Source organism: Thalassobius vesicularis (genome assembly GCF_004799325.1).
Taxonomy (GTDB): domain Bacteria; phylum Pseudomonadota; class Alphaproteobacteria; order Rhodobacterales; family Rhodobacteraceae; genus Thalassobius; species Thalassobius vesicularis.
In genome coordinates this window covers 371828-392515 of sequence record NZ_SSMD01000004.1, presented here as the reverse complement: position 1 = coordinate 392515, position 20688 = coordinate 371828, and the positions used below count along the sequence as shown (strand labels likewise).

General features: G+C 64.2%; 21 protein-coding genes. 11 read left to right on the top strand and 10 right to left on the bottom strand.

Translation table 11 applies throughout. The annotated features are described in order from the left end of the window. Positions 1-31: 31 nt before the first annotated feature. The 3 genes from E7681_RS10835 to E7681_RS10825 all read right to left on the bottom strand — a co-directional run bounded on the left by E7681_RS10835 (position 32) and on the right by E7681_RS10825 (position 2280). On the bottom strand, positions 32-454 hold the full coding sequence (locus tag E7681_RS10835; protein WP_136339301.1) for a PACE efflux transporter: 423 nt from the start codon (positions 452-454) through the stop codon (positions 32-34). Positions 455-584: 130 nt separating this feature from the next. Beyond that, a complete protein-coding gene (locus tag E7681_RS10830) occupies positions 585-1910 on the bottom strand; it encodes an ammonium transporter (RefSeq protein ID WP_136339300.1) in 1326 nt (441 codons plus the stop codon). Between the two features lie 31 nt (positions 1911-1941). After that, positions 1942-2280, bottom strand: a complete 339-nt coding sequence (locus E7681_RS10825; RefSeq protein WP_136339299.1) for a P-II family nitrogen regulator — start codon at positions 2278-2280, stop codon at positions 1942-1944. Between the two features lie 258 nt (positions 2281-2538). On the opposite strand from E7681_RS10825, the gene E7681_RS10820 reads away from it, so the two are divergent. Continuing rightward, positions 2539-4686: a transglycosylase domain-containing protein gene (locus E7681_RS10820; RefSeq protein ID WP_136339298.1), complete on the top strand. Its 2148-nt coding sequence runs from the start codon at positions 2539-2541 to the stop codon at positions 4684-4686. 146 nt (positions 4687-4832) lie between these two features. On the opposite strand, the gene E7681_RS10815 is transcribed toward E7681_RS10820, so the two are convergent. Continuing rightward, on the bottom strand, positions 4833-5435 hold the full coding sequence (locus E7681_RS10815) for an MlaC/ttg2D family ABC transporter substrate-binding protein (protein WP_136339297.1): 603 nt from the start codon (positions 5433-5435) through the stop codon (positions 4833-4835). Between the two features lie 2 nt (positions 5436-5437). Continuing rightward, positions 5438-6169: an MlaA family lipoprotein gene (locus E7681_RS10810; protein ID WP_136339296.1), complete on the bottom strand. Its 732-nt coding sequence runs from the start codon at positions 6167-6169 to the stop codon at positions 5438-5440. Positions 6170-6390: 221 nt separating this feature from the next. On the opposite strand from E7681_RS10810, the gene E7681_RS10805 reads away from it, so the two are divergent. The 6 genes from E7681_RS10805 (at position 6391) to E7681_RS10780 (ending at position 12282) form a co-directional block, all read left to right on the top strand. After that, positions 6391-8124 (top strand): type I secretion system permease/ATPase, encoded by a 1734-nt coding sequence (locus E7681_RS10805; protein ID WP_136339295.1) that lies wholly within the window; start codon positions 6391-6393, stop codon positions 8122-8124. Next, complete coding sequence (locus E7681_RS10800; protein WP_136339294.1) at positions 8121-9428, top strand: HlyD family type I secretion periplasmic adaptor subunit; 1308 nt, start codon at positions 8121-8123, stop codon at positions 9426-9428. Before E7681_RS10805 ends, E7681_RS10800 begins: the two co-directional genes overlap by 4 nt. 114 nt (positions 9429-9542) lie before the next feature. Beyond that, on the top strand, positions 9543-10004 hold the full coding sequence (locus E7681_RS10795) for a RidA family protein (RefSeq protein ID WP_136339293.1): 462 nt from the start codon (positions 9543-9545) through the stop codon (positions 10002-10004). Further along, positions 10001-10765, top strand: coding sequence for a glycerophosphodiester phosphodiesterase family protein (locus E7681_RS10790; RefSeq protein ID WP_136339292.1), 765 nt, complete (start codon positions 10001-10003; stop codon positions 10763-10765). The genes E7681_RS10795 and E7681_RS10790 overlap by 4 nt, the downstream gene beginning before the upstream one ends. 48 nt (positions 10766-10813) lie before the next feature. Next, a complete protein-coding gene (locus E7681_RS10785) occupies positions 10814-11992 on the top strand; it encodes a GNAT family N-acetyltransferase (RefSeq protein WP_136339361.1) in 1179 nt (392 codons plus the stop codon). Beyond that, positions 11989-12282, top strand: coding sequence for a 4a-hydroxytetrahydrobiopterin dehydratase (locus E7681_RS10780; RefSeq protein ID WP_136339291.1), 294 nt, complete (start codon positions 11989-11991; stop codon positions 12280-12282). Before E7681_RS10785 ends, E7681_RS10780 begins: the two co-directional genes overlap by 4 nt. 136 nt (positions 12283-12418) lie before the next feature. Here E7681_RS10780 and E7681_RS10775 read toward each other — a convergent pair whose 3' ends face one another. Further along, positions 12419-12904 (bottom strand): peroxiredoxin, encoded by a 486-nt coding sequence (locus E7681_RS10775; RefSeq protein ID WP_136339290.1) that lies wholly within the window; start codon positions 12902-12904, stop codon positions 12419-12421. Positions 12905-12993: 89 nt separating this feature from the next. Here E7681_RS10775 and E7681_RS10770 point away from each other — a divergent pair, with 89 nt between their 5' ends. Together E7681_RS10770 and rsmD are read left to right on the top strand one after the other, a co-directional pair. Then, positions 12994-14202 (top strand): NAD(P)/FAD-dependent oxidoreductase, encoded by a 1209-nt coding sequence (locus E7681_RS10770; protein ID WP_136339289.1) that lies wholly within the window; start codon positions 12994-12996, stop codon positions 14200-14202. Next, on the top strand, positions 14199-14756 hold the full coding sequence (rsmD, locus tag E7681_RS10765) for a 16S rRNA (guanine(966)-N(2))-methyltransferase RsmD (protein WP_136339288.1): 558 nt from the start codon (positions 14199-14201) through the stop codon (positions 14754-14756). The genes E7681_RS10770 and rsmD overlap by 4 nt, the downstream gene beginning before the upstream one ends. Before the next feature lie 94 nt (positions 14757-14850). On the opposite strand, the gene E7681_RS10760 is transcribed toward rsmD, so the two are convergent. The 4 genes from E7681_RS10760 to sfsA form a co-directional block, all read right to left on the bottom strand. Continuing rightward, positions 14851-15702, bottom strand: coding sequence for a universal stress protein (locus E7681_RS10760; protein ID WP_136339287.1), 852 nt, complete (start codon positions 15700-15702; stop codon positions 14851-14853). Positions 15703-15712: 10 nt separating this feature from the next. After that, a complete protein-coding gene (locus tag E7681_RS10755; RefSeq protein WP_136339286.1) occupies positions 15713-17197 on the bottom strand; it encodes a SulP family inorganic anion transporter in 1485 nt (494 codons plus the stop codon). 410 nt (positions 17198-17607) lie between these two features. Beyond that, a complete protein-coding gene (gene map, locus E7681_RS10750; protein WP_136339285.1) occupies positions 17608-18423 on the bottom strand; it encodes a type I methionyl aminopeptidase in 816 nt (271 codons plus the stop codon). A 28-nt stretch (positions 18424-18451) separates the two neighbouring features. Then, positions 18452-19189 carry a DNA/RNA nuclease SfsA gene (gene sfsA, locus E7681_RS10745; RefSeq protein ID WP_136339284.1) on the bottom strand — a complete coding sequence of 246 codons (738 nt, stop codon included), beginning with the start codon at positions 19187-19189 and terminating at the stop codon, positions 18452-18454. Between the two features lie 51 nt (positions 19190-19240). Between sfsA and E7681_RS10740 the strand changes: the two genes are divergently transcribed. Beyond that, complete coding sequence (locus E7681_RS10740) at positions 19241-19960, top strand: competence/damage-inducible protein A (RefSeq protein ID WP_136339283.1); 720 nt, start codon at positions 19241-19243, stop codon at positions 19958-19960. After that, complete coding sequence (locus tag E7681_RS10735) at positions 19957-20688, top strand: GNAT family N-acetyltransferase (protein WP_136339282.1); 732 nt, start codon at positions 19957-19959, stop codon at positions 20686-20688. The genes E7681_RS10740 and E7681_RS10735 overlap by 4 nt, the downstream gene beginning before the upstream one ends.

The following is a 20688-nucleotide window of genomic DNA, read 5'->3' as shown; positions in this document are numbered from 1 at the left end:
CAAAAAGTCCGCGCCTTAGGTGCGGATTTTTTTATGCCGGACCATTCTGAAACGGAAACACCAGGTCGTAGCCCCAGTTGAAGACGAAGGCGTAGACCAGGTAGAACAGCGACAGCGACACATCCATCGTCAGCGCCTCGGCCAGCCCGACGCCCAGATACCATGCGATGAAGGGCACGAGGACGATCAGCAGCATCGCCTCGAACCCGATGGCGTGGAGGATGCGGATCGGCACGGTCTTGCGCAGGGACATCCCCAGCCGCAGCAGCACGTGGTCAAAGCCCAGATTGTAGACGTAGTTGCCGGCCATCGCGATGGCCGAGCTGACGGCCGCGACGACCCCGAAATGCCCCATCGACACGCCGAAGACCGATCCGCCCAGAGGCGCAAGGATCGCAAGGGCAATCAGTTCGAAGGCGACCGCGTGGCGAAGGCGGTCCAGGCGGGTTCTCATGCGGGCACCGGATGGTTGATCTGGCCGCGAGACTAGCCGCACCACGCGCAGGCGCAAGGCGTCCCGCCAAAGAAAAAACCCGGGCGACGCGCGCCCGGGTCAGGGAGTAAAAGCTGATCAGGAAGGTATATCAGCCTTTGGAGAACTCCGGGTAGGCCTCCATGCCCAGCTCTGCCATGTCGAGACCGTTGATCTCGTCCTCGGCGGGGACGCGGATGCCGATGGTCACTTTCAGGATGAACCAGATCACCGCCGACACCACGAAGGTGAAGATACCGACGATCACGATCGAAGCCAGCTGACCGTACAGGGTTGCGTCCGAGTTGGTCAGGACAACTGCGATGGTGCCCCAGATACCGCAAACCAGGTGGACCGGGATTGCGCCGACGACGTCGTCGATCTTCAGCTTGTCCAGCAGCGGGACCACGAAGACAACCAGCACACCGCCCACGGCACCGATCAGGGTTGCTGCGCCCAACGACGGGGTCAGCGGTTCTGCGGTGATCGAGACCAGGCCAGCCAGAGCGCCGTTCAGAACCATGGTCAGGTCGGGCTTCTTGTACAGCAGCTGGGTCATGATCAGGGCTGCGATTGCGCCGCCTGCGGCTGCAGTGTTGGTGTTTGCGAAGATACGGCTGATGTCAGCAACGTTGGCAGCGGTGTCCATGTACAGCTGCGAGCCGCCGTTGAAGCCGAACCAACCCAGCCACAGGATGAACGTACCCAGGGTTGCCAGCGTCAGGTTCGAACCGGGCATCGGAACGGTACGGCCATCTTTGTACTTGCCGATACGCGGACCCAGGATCAGCGCGCCAGCCAGAGCCGCCCAGCCACCAACCGAGTGCACAACGGTCGAGCCTGCGAAGTCCAGGAAGCCGAAATCTGCGTCCAGGAAGCCACCGCCCCATTTCCACGATGCCTGGATCGGGTAGATGAAACCGGTCAGGATCACGGTGAAGATCAGGAAGGGCCACAGCTTGATACGCTCGGCCAGAGTGCCCGACACGATCGAGGCCGTGGTGGCGCAGAACATCAGCTGGAAGAAGAAGTCCGAGCCAACCGACGCATAGGTCAGATCGGTTTCGGTGTCGGCCAGACCGACCGGCTCCATCGCTGCGGTGCCGAAGGCGCCCAGGATGTTGGTCACGGTCCAGGCATCACCCGGATACATCAGGTTGTAGCCAACCAGGTAGTACATCAGGCCCGCAATCGCGAACAGCGCGACGTTTTTCAGCGACTGCATCGCCACGTTCTTGGAGCGGACCAGGCCTGCTTCGAGCATCGAGAAGCCCGCGCCCATCCACATCACCAGGAAGCCGCACACCAGGAACATGAAGGTGTTGAGAATATAGCCGATCTCTGCGTTCGGCGGGGTCACATCGGCCTCTTGGGCCAGACCCAGGCTGGGCATCGCGATCAACGCGGCGGCCACGGCCAGTTTCGAGAAAGTATTCATTTGCATTTCCTAAATTTCCCCCGTCCGCGGATCAGATCGCGTCTTCGTTCGATTCACCGGTGCGCACGCGAACCGCCTGTGCGACATCCAGCACAAAAATCTTGCCGTCACCGATCTTGCCGGTGCGGGCGGTGTTGACGATCGTCTCGACGACCTGATCGGCCATGGACGCGTTCACCACGATTTCCAGTTTGATTTTCGGCACGAAATTCACGGCGTATTCCGCGCCGCGGTAAATCTCCGTGTGGCCCGACTGCGAACCGAAACCCTTGATTTCGGTCACCATCATGCCGCGCACGCCGATCTCGGTCAGCGCCTCGCGGACCTCCTCGAGCTTGAACGGTTTGATCGTTGCAATGATGAGTTTCACCTTGATCCCCTTGTCGTTATGCTGCGGAAAGCCCGCATGTTGCATCCGCAGCAAAGCACGACATGAGGGCCTCGAGGGAAGCTGACAGCCCAAAATCTCGACTTGAATTGTGATCTTGCGCCTGTTTTTTGTGCGACCGGAATTTTTCGCATAAAATTAAGGCATGATAAAAACGGTATCTGCAGTGCAGCTATGCCTCAACATTCAAGACTCAGGGCGTTATGATGCGAAAAAAGGCAGGCTCGGGCAGGGCAGAGAATGAGTGATTCAGGGCGCAGGAAACCGCCATTGGTGGCGGAGAAGCGGTACAAGAGCGCGGCGAAACCGGCCAAGCCGGCGAAAAAGCCGTCCCCCAAGCGCAAGAAACCCGCCCCGCGCAAACGCGGCAACTTTGTCACCAATGCCATCACCGGCCTGTTTCGGTGGATTCTGCGCCTGATCTGGGCCTTCACCTGGCGCATCGGCCTGCTGAGCTGCGTCCTGCTGGGATTGGCGGTCGGCTATTTCTACCTGACCCTGCCCCCGGTCACGGAATTGCTGGACGGGCGGGCCAATGGCTCGGTCACGATGATGGACCGCGACGCCAAGATCTTTGCCTGGCGCGGCGACACGTTCGGCGGCGCGGTGACGGCCAGCTCGGTCAGCCCGCACCTGAAGAACGCGGTGATCGCGACCGAGGACAAGCGGTTCTACTATCACTTCGGCGTCAGCCCGCGCGGCATCGCCAGCGCCATCCGCATCAACCTGCGCGAAGGGCGCGGGCCGCTGTCGGGGCATGGCGGGTCGACCATCACCCAGCAGACGGCGAAACTGCTGTGCCTGGGCGTGAAATACGACGAAACCCAATGGGAGAGCGAAGCCGCCTATGAGGCGGACTGCCGGAAGGGCTCGCTGTGGCGCAAGGGCAAGGAAGCGATCTTTGCCATGGCGATGGAGACGAAGTACTCGAAGGACGAGATCCTGAGCATCTACCTGAACCGCGCCTATATGGGTGGCGGCGCCTACGGGGCCGAAGCGGCCGCGCAGCGGTTCTTTGGCAAGTCGGCGGCGCAACTGAACCCCGCCGAGGGCGCGATGCTGGCCGGTCTGCTGACCGCGCCGACCAGCCTGGCCCCGACCAACGACCTGGAAAAATCGCAAAACCGCGCGGGCGTGGTGATCGGGCTGATGCAGGAACAGGGTTACCTGTCGGACCGCGCCGCCAAAGAGGCGCTGGCCAACCCCGCCGAGCTGTCCGAGGCCGCCGAGGCGCGCGCAGGCGGCTATTTCGCGGATTGGGTGATGTCCTCGGGACCCGAGTTCTTTACCCGCAACTCGACCGCGGACGTCGTGATCCGCACGACGCTGGATCAGCGCATCCAGAAGGCCGCCGAGGACGCGCTGGCCTATATCTTTGAGAACAAGGTTTCCGAGGGGTCCAAGGCGCAGGCCGCCATCGTGGTGATGAGCGCGGACGGCGCGGTGCGGGCCATGGTGGGCGGACGCAAGACCAAGGTGGCGGGCGCGTTCAACCGCGCGACACAGGCGCTGCGGCAGACCGGGTCCAGCTTCAAGCCGTTCGTCTATGCGACGGCGCTGGAGATGGGGTGGTCCTCGAACGACACGATCCTGGACGAGGAGTTGACGATCAATATCCCCGGCTCCGGCCCGTGGACGCCGCAGAACTATGACCGGAAATTCCACGGCCGGGTGACGCTGACCGAGGCGCTGCAATCCTCGCTGAACATCCCGGCGGTGAAACTGGCGCAGAATGTCGGCCTGGAGAACGTGCGCCAGATCGCGGCGGACTTTGGCCTGCAATCGGACCTGGCACAGGGGCCGGCGCTGGCGCTGGGGGCCTCGGAATCGACGCTGATCGAGATGACGGGCGCCTATGCGGGTATCCTGAACGGCGGTAGCTCGGTCACGCCGTACGGGCTGGTGGAACTGAAGATGCAGGGCGACGACGAGCCGCTGATGACCGCCACCGGCGGCATCGGCGAGCGGGTGATCCGCGAGGACGCCGCGCGCGAGCTGATCTGGATGATGTACAACGTAGCCCAGCATGGCTCGGGCCGGAGGGCGCTGCTGGATGACCGGCAGATCGCGGGCAAAACCGGCACGACACAGGCGGCGCGGGACGCTTGGTTCATCGGGTTCAGCGCGGATTACGTGGCGGGCGTGTGGATGGGCTATGACGACAACACCCCGCTGAAGGGCGTCACCGGATCGGGCCTGCCGGCCGAGATCTGGCACGAGACCATGGTGCGTGTGCACGAAGGCGTGCCGGTGTCGCCGCTACCGATGCTGGAAGGCGGATCGGACCCGAAGAAGTCGCCGGGCGCCGGGAATGGCGAGAATGATCGCACCCGCCGGGGGATCGAGAAACTGCTGGACGACCTGCTGGGCAACGGCGGCAACCGTTAAGCCTGAAGGCTTGGGTGGCGCGGTAGAAAATTCCTGCAAGGAATTTTGAACGGAAAATTTGAAATTTTCCGTGCCTCCGGCGGGAGTATTTCGGATCAGAAAGAAGCGGGAAAGAAAAAGGCCACCCGAGGGTGGCCTTTGATGGGTCAGCCGGCCTTGGCCAGGTCGGCGATCATGGCATCGATATCGCCTTTGCGGCGGTCGAGCATCGAGCCGACCTCTTCCCGCTCGGTCAGGAGCATGTTGATGCCCTCGATATACATGTTGAAGAACAGGTTCTTGCCGCTGCGGTCGGAGACGTGGAAGTCCACCTCGAACGGGGCTTCGCCGCGCAGGAAGGCGGTCGTGGTGACCTGGTAGAAGCTTTTGACCTGTTTCACGCCCTGCACTTCGAGGCGGCCGCCGATGAATTCGCGGAAGCGTTTGCCGTATTTGCGCGAGATGTAGCCGGTGAAGGCGTTGGTGAACGCCTTTTTCTGGCTGTCGCTGGCGCGGCGGGCGTCGACGCCCATTGCATAGGCGGCGATATAGGGCAGGTCGGCGTATTTGCGGAAGATCCGCTCGAAATCGCCGTACATCGCGGTTTCGGATTTGCCCGAGGCGATGACGTCGTTGATCTCGCTCACGAGGTTGTCGACGAGGCCGCGGGCCTCGGCGTCATTCAGCGCGAAGGCGGGCAGCGGCAGGGCCAGCGCCATCAGGGCGGCGGCAGAGGTGGCCATGAAGGTGCGACGGGTGAAACGACTCATGCTCAGAAACCTTGGGTGTTGACGTCTTCGGGCGCGATATAGGTATCTTCGGTGTCCATTCCCAGATCATGCCGACGATTTTGCAGATAAAGGATGCGGCCCTGCGCATAGCTGTCCGCACTTTCGTACAGCACCGAATCGACCAGATCCGAATAGCGGCCGCGATCGCCCAGCTTGGCGGCGACTTTGGCGCTGTTGGCGGCGGCGGCCTCTTGCGTGGGCAGGACGTAGCTGAGCGGGTTGGTGAACATGTCGACGACCCGGCCGGCGGCGTCACGCTCGGTCGAGGGGCCGAAGACGGGCAGTTCGACATAGGCGCCTTCGGACGCGCCCCAGACGTGCAGGGTTTCGCCGAAATCGGTCTTGTCGGGATAGAGGCCGAAATCCGAGGCCGGATCGAACAGCCCCGCGAATCCCAGTGTCGAGTTGATCAGGAACCGGGTCACGTTGCGCCCCACGCCGCGGACATTGCCCTGCAGCAGGTGGTTCACGGCGTTCGATGGCTCGCCCAGGTTTTCAGCGAATTTGCCGACGCTGATGACGATGCCATCAGGCACGACGGCGACATAGCCCTTGGCCAGTGGGCGCAGCAGGGCGCGATCGACGTCACGGTTGAATTCGTGGGTTTTGCGGTTGCCGGACTCGTACGGATCAAAGATGCCGTCGCGCCCTTCGTACTGGGCAGGTCGGGTGCAGCCCGCAACACCCAGAACGGTGACTGCGGCAAGGGCCATGATTGCACTGCGAGAAAAGGAACTGTATCGCTGTACCGGCACGTGTTTTTCCAATATCTGAATTCTTGTGATCTATTTAGTCGATGTCTTAATGAAACCCAGCCATGTTGACCGGCAAGGATGGCGCCTGTGGCAGAACTGCGACAGCCCCATCGAAACGGACCATACCGAAGCCCGTGGCAAAAGCCTAGGCGTGATAAAAGAACGGCGGAATTGAGCTTATGATTAACCACCGACTCGAGGCAGGCAAAGACGAACTGCGGGCAGCACGGCGCGAAAGCCGGGGCCTGTTCTGGGCGGTCGCCCTGTTCAGCCTGATGGTAAACCTGCTGATGCTGACGGGCCCGCTGTACATGCTGCAGGTCTATGACCGCGTGCTGGGCAGCCGCTCGTTCGAGACGCTGATCGGCCTGACGCTGATCGTGGCGTTCCTGTACGGCATGATGGGCCTTCTGGATTTTTCCCGCGCACGAATCATGGCGCGGGTCGGCAGCCGGTTTCAGGCGCGTCTGGACCGGCGGGTGTTCGATGCGGTGATCCGCAAATCGGCCGTCGCCCCGGATGAGACCAGCACCACGGGTCTGCGTGATCTGGAGTCGATCCAACGGTTGCTGATCTCTCCGGCGTTGATGTCGCTGTTCGACATGCCCTGGACGCCGTTCTTTCTGGCCGGGATCATGCTGTTTCACCCGTGGCTGGGCTATCTGGCCATCGGCGGCGGGCTGTTCCTGATCGCGCTGGCCATTCTGAACCAGACCACGACGCGCCTGCCGATCGCCAAGGCGAACATGGCCGTGGTGCAATCCGAGAAGATCTCGGGGCAGTTGGTGAATGAGGCTGAGATGGTGCAGGCGATGGGCATGCGCGAGGCCGGGTTCCGCCGCTGGGAGGCCGCGCGCAACGATTCGCTGTCGCAGTCGCTGGCGGCCTCGGACGCGGGCGGCATGTACGGCACGCTGACCAAGACGTTCCGCCTGTTCCTGCAATCGGCGATGCTGGGTCTGGGCGCCTACCTGGTGCTGCAAGGCGAGCTGAGCCCGGGCGCGATGATCGCGGGCTCGATCCTGATGGGCCGTGCGCTGGCCCCGATCGAGCAGGCCATCGGCCAGTGGCCGATGTTCCAGCGCGCCAAGAAGGGTTGGGATTCGCTGGCGATGCTGCTGGGCAGTGTCCCGGTTGAGCCGGCCCGCACCGCCCTGCCCGCCCCGCAAGCCAAGCTGGAGGTGCAGCAGCTGACCGTGGTGCCCCCGGGCCAAAATCAAGCCACGCTGCGAATGGTCAACTGCGTGGTGCAACCCGGGCAGGCCTTGGGCGTGATCGGCACTTCGGGCGCGGGGAAATCCACGCTGGCCCGCGCGATCACCGGCCTCTGGCGCCCCGCTGGCGGCAAGATCCGCCTGGATGGCGCGGCGCTGGACCAATACGACCCCTCGGTTCTGGGTCAGCTGATCGGCTATCTGCCGCAGCGGGTGGAACTGTTCGACGGCACCATCGCCGAGAATATCGCCCGTCTGGACCCCAACCCCGACGCGGAAAAGATCGTGGCCGCCGCCCGCAAAGCCGACGCGCATGACATGATCCTGAAGATGCCCGACGGGTACGACACCCGCGTCTCGGCCTCGGGCGGGCGGTTGTCGGGCGGACAGATCCAGCGGATCGGGCTGGCCCGCGCGATGTATTCCGACCCCGTGATCCTGGTGCTGGACGAGCCGAACTCGAACCTCGACAACGAGGGCAGCATGGCGCTGAACACGGCGATCCGGGCGATGAAAGAGGCGGGCAAATCGGTGCTGATCATGGCCCACCGCCCCGCGGCGATCCAGGAATGCGATCTGCTGCTGATGCTGGAGGGCGGCAATGTCCGCGCCTTCGGCCCGAAAGATGAGGTTCTGAAGAAGATGGTGCAAAACCACCAGACCATCGCCCGCGACGGCAACCCCGGAGGCATGCGATGAGCGATCCAGTCAACTCGCGCTTTCCGGTGCGCAGCCCGTTGGTTCTGGGCATGTTGGCGCTGGTGCTGTTGGTGGTGGGCTTTGGCGGCTGGGCCGCGATGACCACGATTTCAGGCGCCGTGGTGTCCAGCGGACGGATCGAGGTGGATCAGAACCGCCAGGTCGTGCAGCACCCGGACGGCGGCGTGATCGAGGAAATCCTGGTGGACGAGGGCGACCTGGTCGAGGCCGGTCAACTGCTGATTCGGCTGGACCCGACGGACCTGACCTCGCAGCTGACGATCCTAGAGGGGCAGCTTTACGAACTGATGGCGCGCCGTGGCCGGCTGGAGGCCGAGCGCGACGGGCTGGACGACATCACCTATGACCCCGAACTGCTGGAAGCCGCCGCGCTGAGCCCCAAGGTGGCCGCGCTGGTGGACGGGCAGACGCAGCTGATGGCGGCCCGCACGGCCTCGATCCGGCAGGAGGTGGACCAGCTGGACAAGCGCCGCATCCAGATCCAGGCACAGATCGTCGGGATTGATGCTCAAAGCGCGGCGCTGCAATCGCAGCTGACCCTGATCCAAGAGGAACTGTCGGGCCAGAAAACCCTGCTGGACAAGGGGCTGGCGCAAGCCGCCCGCGTGCTGGCGCTGCAACGCGAAGAGGCGAAACTGGCCGGGCAAGTGGGTCAGCTGGCCTCGGAACGGGCGCAGGCCGAGGGGCGGATCACCGAGATCGACCTTGAGATCCTGAAAAAGGACACCCTGCGCCGCGAAGAGGCCCTGACCACCCTGCGCGACATCGAATATCGCGAGCTGGAGATCGCCGAGAACCGCCGCGCCGTGCGTCAGCGGCTGGACCGTCTGGACATCCGCGCGCCGGTCTCGGGCGTGGTCTACGGGCTGCAGTTCTTCGCGCCGCGCTCGGTCATCAAACCGGCCGATCCGGTGCTGTTCCTGGTGCCGCAGGACCGGCCGCTGATCATCGCGGCGCAGGCGCTGCCGATCCATGTGGACCAGATCTATGTCGGCCAACAGGTGACGCTGCGATTCTCGGCCTTCGACCAGCGCAGCACGCCCGAGCTGTTCGGCACCGTGGTGCAGGTCTCGGCGGATGCGTTCACCGATCAGGCGACTCAGCGCAGTTTCTACCGGGTGGAAATCGACGTGAACGACGGCGAGTTGGAGCGCCTGCCCGAGGGCATGACGCTGCTGCCGGGGATGCCGGTCGAGGCGTTCCTGCGCACGCAGGACCGCACGCCGCTGGCCTATCTGGTCAAACCGCTGGCGGATTATTTCGCCAAGGCCTTCCGCGAATGACGAAACGGCGCCTTCGGGCGCCGTTTTCGTATCACCGACCGGAACCACACGGGGTTTGCAAGCGCGCGCCACCCCGCTAGCCTGCGCGCAAAACCAACCGGAAGGACCACCGACATGAGCACCATCGAATCCCGCCTGGCCGAGCTGGGCGTCACCCTGCCCGACGCCCCTGCCCCGGCTGCCAACTATGTGCCGTACGTGATCGTGGGCGACATGGTCTACGTGTCCGGGCAGGTGTCCGCGAATGCTGACGGCTTCATCAAGGGCAAGGTCGGCGCGGACATGACCACGGAACAGGGCGCCGAGGCGGCGAAACGCTGCGCGATCAGCCTGCTGGCCCAACTGAAGGCAGCCTGCGGCGGCGACATTGACCGGCTGGTTCGCGTGGTGAAACTGGTGGGCTTCGTCAACTCGACCCCCGATTATGTCGAGCAGCCCAAGGTCATCAACGGCGCGTCGGATTTCCTGGTCGCGGCGCTTGGGGATGCGGGTCGTCATGCGCGCTCGGCCGTGTCGGCGGCGGCATTGCCGCTGGGCGTCGCCGTCGAAATCGAAGCGATTTTCCAGATCAAATGAGCCTGCCCGCCAGCTTTCTGACCGCCCCAATCGCCCATCGCGCCTATCATGACAAGGCGGCGGGACGGGTCGAAAACTCGCCCGCTGCGATCCGCGCGGCGGTCGAGGCGGGCTATGGGATCGAGATCGACCTGCAACTGTCCGCGGACGGGCAGGCGATGGTGTTCCACGATTATGACCTGAAGCGGCTGACCGGCCAGCCCGGTCCGATCCGGGGCAAAACCGCTGCCGAGTTGGGCCAGATCACCCTGACCGGTGGCAATGACACGATCCCGACCTTTGCGCAGGTGCTGGAGATGGTCGCGGGCCGCGTGCCCCTGCTGGTCGAGATCAAGGATCAGGACGGCGCGATGGGGGCCAATGTCGGCCAGCTGGAACGTGCCGCGGCCGAGGCGGCGCAGGGCTACGACGGGCCGCTGGCCTTCATGTCGTTCAACCCGAACTCGGTCCTGCAAATGGCAATTCTGGCCCCGGACATCCCGCGCGGCCTGACCACCAGCGCCTACACGCAGCAGGATTGGCAACTGCTGCCCGCCCGCACCCGCGACAAGCTGCGCGAGATCCCGGATTACGACTCGACTGGATCGTGTTTCATCAGCCACGAAGCCGCCGATCTGGAGCGCCCCCGCGTGGCCGATCTGAAACGGCGCGGCGCAGCGGTGCTGTGCTGGACCATCCGCTCGCCCCAAGCCGAGGCAAAGGCGCGCGAGGTCGCCCAGAATGTCACGTTCGAGGGTTACGCCGCCGCGATCCCCGCTTGATCGCGGCCCCCACGGCCCCAGATACTGAGGGGCGAGGGAATGGGTGACATGGACGGACAGACCATCGAAATTCAGGTGCTGGGCAGCCTGACCCAGATCGACGCGGGCGCATGGGATGCCTGCGCGCGGGCGGGCTCGGGTCGTGCGACCGATCCGTTCACCACCCACCGCTTCCTGAGCGCGATCGAGCAGAGCGGCTCCGTCGGGCCGGGCACTGGCTGGCAGCCGCGCTATCTGGCGGCCTATGCGGGTAGGCAGCTGATCGCCTGCGCGCCGATGTACGGCAAATCCCACAGCCAGGGCGAATACGTGTTCGACCACTCCTGGGCCAACGCGTATGAACGCGCGGGCGGGCGCTATTACCCCAAGCTACAGATCGCGGTGCCGTTCACGCCGGTCACAGGGCGGCGCTTTCTGACCCTGCCGGGGCACGAGGTGCAGGGCATGCACGCGCTGATCCAGGGCGCCACGCAACTGGCCGAGCAGAACCGGGTCTCCTCGGTCCACGCCACGTTCTGCACCGAAGCCGAGGTCGCCGCGGGCGAGGCGATGGGCCTGATGCACCGCACCGGGCAACAGTTCCACTGGCTCAACCGGGGCTACGCGGGCTTCGACGATTTCCTGGCCGACCTCTCCTCGCGCAAGCGCAAGACCATCCGCAAGGAACGCACCACGGCGCAGGCGTTCGGCGGCACGATCCGGCAGCTGACCGGGGACCAGATCGAACCGCATCACTGGGATGCATTCTGGACCTTCTACCAGGACACCGGCGCGCGCAAATGGGGCCAACCCTACCTGACACGCGCGTTCTTCGATCAGGTCCACGACACGATGCGCGACGACGTACTGCTGATCCTGGCGGAACGGAACGGCCAACCCGTGGCCGGCGCGATGAACTTTATCGGCGCGGACACGTTATATGGCAGGTACTGGGGCTGCACCGAGGATCACCCGTGCCTGCATTTCGAAGCGTGCTATTATCAGGCCATCGAAACTGCCATCGCGCAGGGCCTGACCAAGATCGAGGCCGGCGCACAAGGCGAACACAAACTGGCGCGGGGATACCTGCCGGTGACGACCCACTCGCTGCATTGGGTGGCCGACCCCGGCTTCGCCCGCGCCGTGCAGGATTTTCTGGCGCAGGAACGCGCCGCCGTGGCCGAGGATATCGAAATCCTGACCGACTACGGCCCGTTCCGCAAAGCCAAAGCGGAGGACAAGGAATGACCGAACGACTGAGCGACACAGGTCGCAAAACCATGCTGGAGCCACTGCTGGCCAACGGCTGGCGCCTGCTGGACGGGCGCGACGCGATCATCAAAACCTACGAATTCACCGACTTCCCCGAAGCCTTCGCCTTCATGACCCGCGCAGCCCTGTGGGCGGAAAAGTGGAACCACCACCCGGATTGGACCAACGCCTGGAACCGGGTCACCGTGACGCTGACCACCCATGACGTGGGCGGCCTCAGCGCCCAGGACGTAAAACTGGCCCGCAAGCTGGATCAACTAACCTAGCCAGACGAAAAAAGGCCGCCCCAAACCCGGCGCGGCCCCCTGTTTCTTTCTGACAAGAAATACTCCCGCCGGAGGCTCGGAAAATTTCAAATTTTCCGATCAAAATTCCGTGCCGGAATTTTCCCCCTGGACGATGTCACATATCGTCCAGCAGTGCTTCGCCGCTGGAAATCTCGCAGCCGCGCGTTGTTTCAGGATGGAACACCGTCACCACCCCATCCTCGACCAGCATCGCGTAGCGCTTGGAACGCCCGTAAAAGCCCACCACGGGCGCTTCCATCACCTGGCCAAGCGCCTTGGCATAGCTGCCATCGGCATCCGACAGGCAGGTGATCCCGGCCTTGTCCGCGCCGGTCGCCTCGGCCCACATCTTCATCACGAAGGGGTCGTTAACGGCCACGCAGATGATCTCGTCCACGCCCTTGGCCGCGAACTGATCCTTGGTGCGGATGAAGCTGGGCATGTGTGCGACGTGGCAGGTGGTCGAAAACGCCCCCGGCACGGCAAAGATCACGACCTTGCGGCCCTTGGTCTTTTCGGCCAGCGATACGGTCGCGGGGCCTTGGTCAGTCATCACCAGAAAGTTGGCTTCTGGCAGGCGGTCTCCGACGGCAATTGTCATTGGGGTGTCCTTCATTGCGTTCCCTGTCCGGCAGGATATAGGGTGCGGCCCATGGCGGACCAGAGGCAATGAACACGAAGGAACGAATGATGCAAAAGATCGTTGTCATAGGGGCCGGACAGGCCGGAGCCTCGGCCGTTGCCAAGCTGCGCGCATTGGGATTTGACGGCTCGATCACCCTGATCGGCGAGGAATCGGCCCCGCCCTACCAGCGCCCGCCGCTGTCCAAGAAATACCTGCTGGGCGAGATGGAGCTGGAGCGGCTGTACCTGCGCCCCCTGTCCTTTTACGCCGAGAACAGCATCGACCTGCGCCTGAACTGCCGCGCCGATGCGATCGACCGCGCCGACAAGGTGGTGATCGCGGGCGGTCAGCAGATCGCGTATGACGCGCTGATCCTGGCGACCGGCTCGGTCCCGCGCCGCCTGCCGCATGCGATCGGAGGCGCGCTGGACGGCGTCCACGTCGTGCGCGGGCTGGAGGACGTCGACGCCATGGCCCCCGAGTTCCGCCCCGGCGCGCGGGTGCTGATCGTGGGCGGCGGCTATATCGGGCTTGAGGCCGCTGCCGTCGCTGCCGCGAAGGGTCTGCACGTCACGCTGGTGGAAATGTCCGAGCGTATCCTGCAACGCGTCGCCAGCCCCGAAACCAGCGACTATTTCCGCCAGTTGCACCAATCCCACGGCGTCGAGATCCGCGAAGGCACCGGCCTGACCCGCCTGACCGGCGACACCCGCGTCACCGGGGCCGAGCTGTCGGACGGCACCTCGCTGCAGGTGGATTTCGTGATCGTCGGCGTCGGCATCACCCCCGCCACCGCCCTGGCCGAAGCCGCCGGGCTGGAGCTGGACAACGGCATCAAGACCGACACCCAGGGCCGCACCAGCGACCCCTCGATCTGGGCGGCAGGCGACTGCGCTTCGTTCCCCTACCGCGACGGGCGCATCCGGCTGGAATCCGTCCCCAACGCCATCGACCAGGCCGAATGCGTGGCTGAAAACGTGCTGGGGGCAGGTAAAACCTATGTCCCGCAGCCGTGGTTCTGGTCAGATCAATACGACGTGAAACTGCAGATCGCCGGGCTGAACACCGGCTATGACCGCGTGATCAGCCGCCCCGGCGACAAACCCGGCGCGATGTCCTTCTGGTACTACCGGGGCGACACGCTGCTGGCCGTGGACGCCGCCAATGACGCCCGCGCCTACATGATAGGCAAACGCCTGATTGACGGCAGCAAATCCCCCGACCCACTGGCAATCGCAAGCCCCGAAACCGACCTGAAGGCGCTGCTGAAATGAGGATCGTCGCTGGCGCCTTCAAGGGCCGCGCACTGGCCGCCGTCGGCAAGGGTGACCCAGGCGCACACCTGCGCCCCACCACCGACCGCACCCGCGAAAGCCTGTTCAACATGCTGGCGGGCGGCCGCTTCGGCGCCCCGATCGAGGGCGCCCGCGTGCTGGACCTGTTCGCCGGCACCGGCGCATTGGGGCTCGAGGCGCTGTCACGCGGCGCCGACCACGTCACCTTTGTCGACGATGGCAACAAATCCAACACATTGATCCGAGAGAACATCCGCATCTGCAACGCACAGGCGCAAACGAAAATCATCCGCCGCGACGCCCGCAAACTGCCCGCCAATCCCGACGCGCCCTATGACCTGATCTTTCTCGACCCACCCTATGCCAAGGGCCTGGGCGAGGTCGCGATGCAAACCGCCCTGACCCAAGGCTGGATCGCCGAAAGCGCCCTGATCGTGTGGGAGGACAGCGCCCCCATCACCCCGCCCGACGCCCTGACCCTGCTGGAAGCGCGCCAATACGGGGACACCACGATTTCCATCCTGGAAACCTGACCCTGGTTTCTTTCTGACGCAAAATACTCCCGCCGGAGGCGCGGAAAATTTCAAATTTTCCGATCAAAATTCCGTAGCGGAATTTTGCCCCGCCCTACTTGACCAACACCACCGGTACCTTGCAGGTGCGGATCATCTGCGTTGTGGTCGAGCCGATGATCATCGCGCGAATCCGTGAATGCCCATAGGCGCCCATCACCAGCAGGTCATAACCCTTGCCCTCGACCAACTCGCCCAGCGCCGTTTCAGGCGCGCCCTGCACAACCTCGACCGCCGCCTTGTGACCACCCGCTGCCAGCGTGGCGCGTGCATCCTCCAGACCGCGCTTCACCGCGTCCGAGGGCGTGCCCACCGTCACCAGCGTGCAGTCCATCCCGGCGAACAGCGCGTTGCGAGCGACGTAATCCACCGCCTTCATCGCGGACACCCCGCCGTCATAGGCGATCAGCACCCGCTCGATCGGCTTGAAGGCCCGGCTGGCGACAAACACCGGCGCCTTCACCGCGCGCACGATCCGCTCTAGGTTCGAGCCAAGGTGCATCTTGGCGAAATCCGCAGCCTCGCCACGTTTACCGATCACCACCATCGAGGCGTCGGCCTCTTGCTCGGCTACCGTCTCGACGATGTCGCCGTTGCGCAGGCGTAGGGCCACTTCGGCCACGCCGTCGCCCTCGATGATCGCCTTGGCGTCGTCCAGAATGGCGCGCCCCTGCGCTTGCGCCAGCTTGGCGCGTTGGGCGTCCAGCTCGGCCAGTTCGGACATGATCTTGGTCCGCGCACCCAGCCGCAGGTTGCCGCTCAGATCGCCCGAGCCGCCCTCGCGCCGACCCAGCACATGGAACAATTCGACCGGGGCCTGCGTCCGCCCGGCGATCCAGGCGACGTGGTGGCACACGCTCTCGGAATAGATCGAGCCATCCACCAATGCGATGATTTTGCCAGTCATGTCCGCCTCCTCAATGTGCCAGCAGCTTGTCGGCCGCGCCGGGTTTGTCATGCTCGCCCAGCCGGTCGACGATAGTGCGCGACGCTTCGTTCATGCCCAGGATCTCGACCTCGGCCCCTTCGCGGCGGAATTTCAACACCGCCATGTCCAGCGCCGCAACCGAGGAAATGTCCCAGATATGCGCGCGGGTAACGTCGATAACGACACGCTCCAGCGCCTCGCGGAAATCGAACGCCTTCATGAAATCCTCGGATGAAGCAAAGAACAACTGCCCCTCGACGATATAGCGCCGCTCGCGCCCGTCCGCCGACAGCTCGGATCGCACGCCGAACAGCTGCGCGATCTTCCAGGCAAAGAAGATGCCCGACAGCAGCACGCCCACCAGCACGCCAATCGCCAGGTTATGGGTGAAAACCACGAACACCACGGTCGCCACCATCACGATCGAAGACGAAGGCGGGTGATCGCGCAGGCTCTTGAGCGACGACCAGCTGAACGTCCCGACCGAGACCATGATCATGATCGCCACCAGTGCAGCCATCGGAATGCGTGCCACGTAATCGCCCAGAAACACCACCAGGATCAGCAGAACCGCGCCTGCGACAAAGGTCGACAAGCGCCCGCGCCCGCCGGATTTCACATTGATCATCGACTGGCCGATCATCGCACAGCCCGCCATACCACCAATGAAACCGGTGCAGAAATTCGCCACGCCCTGACCGATACACTCCTGGTTTTTGCTGGAGGTCGTGTCCGTCAGCTCATCCACCAGGTTCTGCGTCATCAGGCTTTCCAGCAGGCCCACGGCGGCCACGGCAGCCGAGTAGGGCAGGATGATCATCAGCGTCTCCCAGGTCAACGGGATGTCCGGCAGCAGAAAGATCGGCAGGGTATCGGGCAGCTCGCCCATGTCGCCCACGGTGCGCAGATCCAGCCCCAGAGTCAGCGACACGGCAGTCAGGATAAGGATACACACCAGCGGCGAGGGGATCGCCTTGGTCAGCAGCGGGAAGGTGTAGATGATCACCAGACCGGCCGCGACCATCACATAGGTCAGATACGGCACCCCGATCAGCTCGGGCAGTTGCGCCATGAAAATCAGGATCGCCAGCGCATTCACAAAGCCCGTCATGACCGAGCGCGACACGAAGCGCATCACATAGCCCAAGCGCAGCAACCCCGCACCGATCTGCAACACACCCGCCAGAACGGTCGCGGCCAGCAGGTATTGCAGCCCATGCTCTTTTACCAGCGTCACCATAAGCACGGCGGTCGCAGCCGTGGCAGCTGAGATCATCCCCGGACGCCCGCCCACGATGGCCGTAATCACCGCGATGGAAAACGACGCATAAAGCCCGACCTTGGGATCAACCCCGGCGATGATCGAAAAGGCAATCGCCTCGGGGATCAGCGCCAGTGCCACGACCAACCCGGACAGCAGGTCGCCTTTCACGTTGCGGGTCCATTCCCGGCCATAGGAAGATAGGGAAATCATCGGCAATCGAGCCTCCGTCTCCAGCGCGCATACGCGCTGAACCATGCGTTCATCTGTCTGCAATTCCCGGCCCGACCCCAACAGCCAGCCCGCGCGTTCCCCCCGCGCTTATACGCCTGCCCCCCGAAGGGCAACCAAAACGCCCGGAATCTGGCTGGTTTCGCCCAGAAGACCGGACCACGCACAGAGACTGAACAGGGAAAGGGGGCCAGCCCCCTCGGCCTGCGGCCTCACCCCCGGGATATTTGGAAAAAGAAGAAGGACAAGGCGCGCTCTTCCTTCTTCTTTTTCTTAAATATCCCGGGGGGAATGCGCCAAAGGCGCAGGGGGGCCGCGCCCCCAAACCCGCAGGCAGCGGCCGCAGGACGATGACGAGATATCATGCGCGCGCCTTGGCGCGCACAATGGGATCACTCGGAATAGGTCGGGTGGAACGTGCCTGCGGGCGACAGGGTGAAGATGTCGAACCCGTCTGCTGTCACGCCGATGGAATGTTCGAACTGCGCCGACAGGGATTTGTCGCGGGTGACCGCCGTCCAGTCGTCGGCCAGCACCTTGGTTTCGGGGCGGCCGAGGTTCACCATGGGTTCGATGGTGAAGAACATGCCTTCTTCCAGCACGGGGCCGGTTCCGGGGCGGCCGTAGTGCAGCACGTTGGGCGGGGCGTGGAAGACGCGGCCCAGGCCGTGGCCGCAGAAGTCGCGGACGACGCTCATGCGGTGGGCCTCGACGTAGGATTGGATCGCGTGGCCGATGTCGCCGAAGGTGTTGCCGGGCTTGACCATTTCGATGCCCTTGAACAGAGCGTCATGGGTCACCTGGATCAGGCGTTCGGCCTTGCGGGGCAGTTTGCCCGCCACGTACATGCGCGAGGTGTCGCCGAACCAGCCGTCCACGATCACCGTCACGTCGATGTTCAGGATGTCGCCATCCTTCAGCTTCTTATCACCGGGGATGCCGTGGCAGACCACGTGGTTGATCGAGATGCAGCTGGCGTGCTGATAGCCCTTGTACCCGATCGTCGCGGATTTCGAGCCCTTCTCGGTCACCTTTGCCTCGATGATCTGGTCGATCTCGGCGGTGGTCTGGCCGGGGAAGACATGCTCGGCGATCTCGTCCAGGATTTCGGCGGCGATGCGGCCAGCCTTGTGCATCCCGGCGAAATCCGCCTCTTGGTGGATACGGATCCCCTCGCGGGTCACGCGGCCATCGTGCTTGTCCTTCAAAAGTCTTCTCCGTCGCAGGATCGTTTGGTCAGCTTTTACATTGATCTGGCGCCAAGGGCCAGTGCGGCAGTTCGGCCAAGGGCAGCGGCGCGCCCAGGTCGACGCCCTCGGGGCTGATCCTGGTGTCAAAGCCCAGCACTTGTACCCCCGCCCGACGCGCCGCGACAAAGGCGGCGTCATAGGTGGGGTCGATGTCTGCGGCCAGGGTGAAGCGGGTGCAATCGTTGCGCTGCACCAGGTACAGCATCACCGCGTTGTGCCCCTGCGCGACCATCGCCGCCAGTTCCGCCAGGTGTTTGGCGCCGCGCGCGGTGACGCTGTCGGGAAACTCGGCCAGGCCGTGCTGGCGGCTGAGGGTCACCGATTTCACCTCGACATAGGTGTCTTGTGCGCCCGACAGCAAGAAGTCGATCCGGCTGTTCGCGCCGTATTTCACCTCGGCCCGCACGGTTTCATAGGCGGGCAGGCCCGGCACCTGGTGCGCCTCCAGCGCGGCCTTCAGCGCGCGGTTGGGGACGGATGTATCGACGCCGGTGAAATGGCCGCCGTCATGTTCGACCAGCCGCCAGCCGTATTTCAGCTTCTTCTTGGGATCGTCGTTCGGCTCCAGCCAGATTCGCATTCCCGGCTCGGCCAGACCCAGCATCGAGCCGGGGTTGGCGCAGTGGGCGACCACCTCTTGCCCATCTTCCAGCAGGCAGTCGGCCAGAAACCGCTTATACCGGCGGATCAGCGTGGCGGGCACAAGAGGGGTTTGAAAGCGCATATCCCGCGCCTATACCGGTGACAGAGTATTCGCAAGACGAGGGAGCACGCGATGGCCAATCCGACCGCAGCCATTCTGGTCATCGGGGACGAGATCCTCTCGGGGCGGACCCGCGACAGCAACATGCATTACCTGGCGCGCGAGCTGACCCGCGTCGGCATCGACCTGCAAGAGGCGCGCGTCGTGTCCGACAACCGCCGCGCCATCATCAAGGCCGTGAAATCGCTGTCGGCGGCTTACGGCTCTGTGTTCACTTCGGGGGGGATCGGGCCGACGCATGACGACATCACCGCCGAATGCGTGGCCGAGGCGTTCGACACCCCGATCAGCATCCGCGACGACGCGCGCGCTCTGCTGGCCGCCCATTACGCCCGCACCGGCGCCGAGCTGAACGAGGCCCGCCTGCGCATGGCGCGCATCCCCGACGGGGCCACGCTGATCGAAAACCCGGTCTCGGTCGCGCCCGGTTTCACCATCCAGAACGTGCATGTCATGGCTGGCGTCCCGGCGGTGTTCGAGGCGATGGTGGCGAGCGTGCTGCCGACGCTGACCGGCGGCTCGCCGCTGTTGTCGCAATCGCTGCGGATCGAACGTGGCGAGGGCGAGATCGCCGGCCCGCTGTCAAAGCTGGCCGATGATTTCCCCGAGCTGTCCATCGGCTCTTATCCCTTTCAAAACAATGGCATATACGGCGCCAACATCGTGATCCGCGGCCATGACGGCGCGCAGGTCGATGCCGCCATGACTCGCCTGTCGGAGATGTTCGCATGACCCTGCCCACCGCCGCGCAACTTTATGATGTGACCGATGGCACCTGGCCTGCCGCCGCTGAAAAAACGCTGGGCCCCTGGCTGATCCGCGAAGGCAAGAATGGTGGCCAGCGTGTCTCGGCCACCGTGGCCATGCAGCCGGTGACGGCGCAAGATCTGCCCGCCGCCGAGGCCGCCATGCAGGCGCTGCACCAGCCCCGCCTGTTCCAGGTCCGCGAAGGTCAGGGCGATCTGGACGCCCTGCTGGCCGAGCACAACTATGCCATCGTCGATCCGGTCAACCTGTGGGTCGCACATGTCGATACCGTCGCCACGCAATTCCCGCCGCCCGTCACCGCCTTTGCCGTGTGGGAACCGCTGGCGATCCAGATCGACATCTGGGCCAAGGGCAAGATCGGCCCCGGCCGCATCGCCGTGATGGACCGCGCGCCGCAGCCCAAGACCGCCCTGCTGGGCCGCCTTAACGACAGCCCCGCCGGCACGGCCTTTGTCGGCATCCACGGCGACACCGCCATGCTGCACGCCATGTACGTGCTGCCGCATCAGCGCAAGCAGGGCATGGCCCGCTGGTTCATGCGTCTGGCCGCCTTCTGGGCGCGCGACAACGGGGCCAGCTACCTGTCGGTCGTCTGCACACAAGACAACACGGCCGCGAATGCGCTATATTCCGACCTCGGAATGGCCCTTGTCGGGCAGTACCATTACAGAAAACACAAAGAAGATATTTGA